This window comes from Acetobacter musti (assembly GCF_011516835.1).
Classification (GTDB): Bacteria; Pseudomonadota; Alphaproteobacteria; order Acetobacterales; family Acetobacteraceae; genus Acetobacter; species Acetobacter musti.
The window spans coordinates 1-3293 of record NZ_WOTB01000080.1 but is presented as its reverse complement, the minus strand read 5'-3'; the positions used below and the strand labels follow the sequence as shown (position 1 = coordinate 3293).

The window sequence follows — 3293 nt, the reverse complement described above, 5'->3', positions numbered from 1 at the left end:
CAGCATCTGCACTCGCGCAGCAGTCAGTATCCGGGCATCGTCACCGAGCAGCCGGGCCCGCGTAACTGAGCCTGTGGGCGGCAGCATACGGACTTATATGCAGGCCGGCGGAGGTTTTTTCCTGTCACAGCCATTTTGCTGCTCCGACATGATGAGAACATGTCCTCCGACGGTGAAGGCTGAAGCTATATGAGCCTTCGCAATCCGTCTGCCTCATCCCGGCTGGCATCTGGCGGCCTTTCGGATGGGCGGTAGAATGAACTTCCTCGCCGTCTTTATTATTGTAATGACGATGCTCAAAGAGCCGGGAGACACCAGGTCGCCGGAACTGCTGAGCCGCCTTCGGAACCGGGGATGCGTGGCGCGTATCTCTCGCTCCGGCAGTATCTTCCCCGATCAGCGACCCGATGCACAGTAAGACCCCTGCGGTCAGCCGCCCCATCTCGTCAGGCACACGCCACTCAGTCCCATCAGATCACTCTCTCATGCGCAGATTAAAGCATGGCCTTCCCCTCCGGCCATTCAACTTTCAGCCGGACCGCCCGAACAAAGTCGTCCGTCCGATAACGCCTTTCAGGGTGTAACCAATGTCACCGGTATATCCGCGCCGCAGGAAAGTCCGGACAGGGTCCGTCATTATAAACTGCAGCAGTACATATGGCGCGCGCGGAATATCTTCGCATAGCGGATTTTCCGCACTGTTGCCGTGCTCTGCACGGCTTTTGCATTATGGGACGCTCAGGCCGCGCAGCGTGTTCCATGATGGAAAAACCTGATCGAACGAGTGCCAATACGGTAAAGGCATCGTGAGAAATGGTAATCACAGCCTGTACGTCGCTGCTGCTAATCGAGGGCGGCAGACGCGTATCGGTAATGGTAGCAAGCCAGAATTGGGCTAGCCTCAGTTCTAGCCTTATTCTTTGACGCAGGAGGTGAATGTTGTGGCGATATAGATTGCGGACATCAGTGTATGGGTGCAGCGGTCATATCGTGTTGCGATGCGCCGCAAGTGTTTTAGTTTTGCGACTATGTTTCCGATGAGGCAGCGCTTTTTATACAAATGTCTGTTGTAAGGTGGCTTTAATTTTCTGTTCTTCTCTGGCGGGATGCAGGCGGTGACGTTCCGTCCTTTGAAAGATTGTCTGGTGCGGTTGCTGTCGTATCCCCGGTCACCGATGACTTCCTCTGTCTCATTCGGCAGGTCCGGCAGAACCACGTCTGCGCCTCTGAGGTCACTGGGCTCCCCGCCGTCAGATAAAAACAGACTGGCCAGCCTGCGTCGTCGTATAAAGCATGAAGCTTTAAATTCAGACCGTTTTTTGTCCACCCGATATGGCGGGATAAAGCCCCTTCTTGAACAGAGGGGCGCTGTCCGGCGTGCCGTGAGGTGTGTTGCGTCGATCATAAGACGCTCTGGACGGCCAGCCTGCGGGGAGGCCGCCGGCCGTTCACGCGCGGAACCCTTGCGCCAGAAGAAAAAAACGGCATGATCCTCTCCATCTGGCGTTCAGACAGCAAAAACACGTCACTCAGCTGCACGTCCAGCGGTATACCTGTGAAGCACAGAGTGCTGCCCCGTTCAATAAATTAACATATCCTGAGCCTAAGACCGTGCGGATGTCGAAGATCTCGCTTCAGCGTGTTGGCGCGAGGTCACCGAGAGCGCTGCCAGGGCTTTTGCCTTCAGGCGGAACGTGGCGTGTTATCGAAGGCGTGGTTGCCTGCCTTGGGTAAACCTCAATCGCTGGTCGCGCTGGCCGAATGGAATTGGGGTACACAGCTTTTTCCGGCCTGCGCGGATCTGTTCAGGCGTAAGAAAGACGACGGGCGACCGAAGCTGCGCTGATCAGACAGTACGCTGTAACCACACGTTCAGCACCGCTGGCCACTCCTCATTAACTGATGGCCTCGGCCGCCCCAGCCCGACTGGCGGCAGATGGTTCATGCTGGTGACGAATGGGGGGATACGGCCTTGGCATCCTTTTACGTCCGACACTCACCGCCCGGTAAATTTGCAACCAGTAATCAATACTGTCAGGCATTCCGAAGCGGTGTGCCGCTTCAAGCCGGCGGGCGGCATAATTTCTCGCCGAAAGGCCGTGAATTTCAATCAGATCGTCAACGTCTTGTTCGGTACCGGGGATAACTGTTCTACGGATAACTGTTCTACCTTCTCTCAATTTCATGCCCTCCATAATGGACAGTTCGATAGTGAATCGCGGAGCTTAATAGACGGTTAACAGGCGACGATTGTGGAGGACGAGTAACCCGCCAGTCGACCGCTGCGGCTCAGAACGGTGCCCCTACCATCAGTCCGCGAGAGGGGCGACATTGCGACCACAAAGTGTACGACATTGACTTTATCATATGAAAACACGAATTCTGGTGGACAGAAAGTCCTTCAGAAGCTTCGTGATGAAAGCCGGAGAGTTGACTACCGTATGTCGCATGGAACTGGCGCCGGCATTATCATTGCCGACCGATGTTGCGTCGCTACCCGATGGCAGCTACAGACTGATAGTTTAGCTCTTGACGCTGTAACGGCACCGAACAGGCTTTCGTCGCAATTGCGATCGTGGCAAAATGCTGTCCCCTTAGACCGGCGTTGATGGACCGCCTCCAGTCATTGGCATAGAGACCGCTCAGCCGGGCAATGCCGTCGGTCATAGATGATGTTCATCGCAGACGTGGCGGCTCGCACAAAGCGATTATTGTGTTCCGGCCGCATGCGCAACGAAGACTACCAGTACCGCAACTGTCGTGTCCGTAGCACCGGCGAAAGCCCACGCATAACGAAGTATTGGCGTGTCCGGCAGATACGTCAGAATACTTGAGCGCAGATACCGCAGTAATCTTCCGTTAATCTGTCGCAAGCAAACTTAGTTTAAAACGAATATCACCCTACATTACGGGGTCACCATGGAAAATGAAAAGGAAGACGGCATCGATCCTGATCTGGTTTTTGGTCGGGTGATGCGGGAGCATGAAGGCGAAGCCCGAAGCTATGCTGCCCGCCAGATCGAACGTGCGCATCTGTATAAGCGACCTAAAGAGGCTTGGATGTGGTTTAAGGTTTACGAACTGATTCGTGCCTCTGAGGAGGTACGTTTCAGGCGTTACCGGCGCCGGTCAAAAGTGAAAAGAACCGGTACCTATGCGGGCGTAGAACGCATGACCCGGAACTAGAGCGTTTTCTGTGCGGTTTGAATCGTAGAGCATTCCCATGGGCCGCGTGATCTGATTCAAGATGACAGCCGGGTGGGGGGCCGGCTTTGGATGTCATCACGCACGCT

Annotated in this window: 3 protein-coding genes; 1 reads left to right on the top strand and 2 read right to left on the bottom strand. The window is 55.1% G+C overall.

Annotation, left to right across the window (positions count from 1 at the left end; translation table 11 throughout):
* Positions 1-124 precede the first annotated feature (124 nt).
* Together GOB93_RS22350 and GOB93_RS22345 are read right to left on the bottom strand one after the other, a co-directional pair.
* Complete coding sequence (locus tag GOB93_RS22350; protein WP_408742430.1) at positions 125-442, bottom strand: DUF3761 domain-containing protein; 318 nt, start codon at positions 440-442, stop codon at positions 125-127.
* A gap of 471 nt (positions 443-913) precedes the next feature.
* Entirely contained in the window at positions 914-1405 is a 492-nt protein-coding gene (locus tag GOB93_RS22345) for a transposase (protein WP_408742429.1), read from the bottom strand.
* 1514 nt (positions 1406-2919) lie between these two features.
* On the opposite strand from GOB93_RS22345, the gene GOB93_RS20615 reads away from it, so the two are divergent.
* On the top strand, positions 2920-3186 hold the full coding sequence (locus tag GOB93_RS20615) for a hypothetical protein (protein ID WP_173585234.1): 267 nt from the start codon (positions 2920-2922) through the stop codon (positions 3184-3186).
* Positions 3187-3293 lie beyond the last annotated feature (107 nt).

Excerpts from the sequence above, each read along its gene's own strand:
- GOB93_RS22350 (WP_408742430.1), bottom strand. The coding sequence starts at position 442 with ATGGGGCGGCTGACCGCAGGGGTCTTACTGTGCATCGGGTCGCTGATC.
- GOB93_RS22345 (WP_408742429.1), bottom strand. The coding sequence starts at position 1,405 with ATGATCGACGCAACACACCTCACGGCACGCCGGACAGCGCCCCTCTGT.
- GOB93_RS20615 (WP_173585234.1), top strand. The coding sequence starts at position 2,920 with ATGGAAAATGAAAAGGAAGACGGCATCGATCCTGATCTGGTTTTTGGT.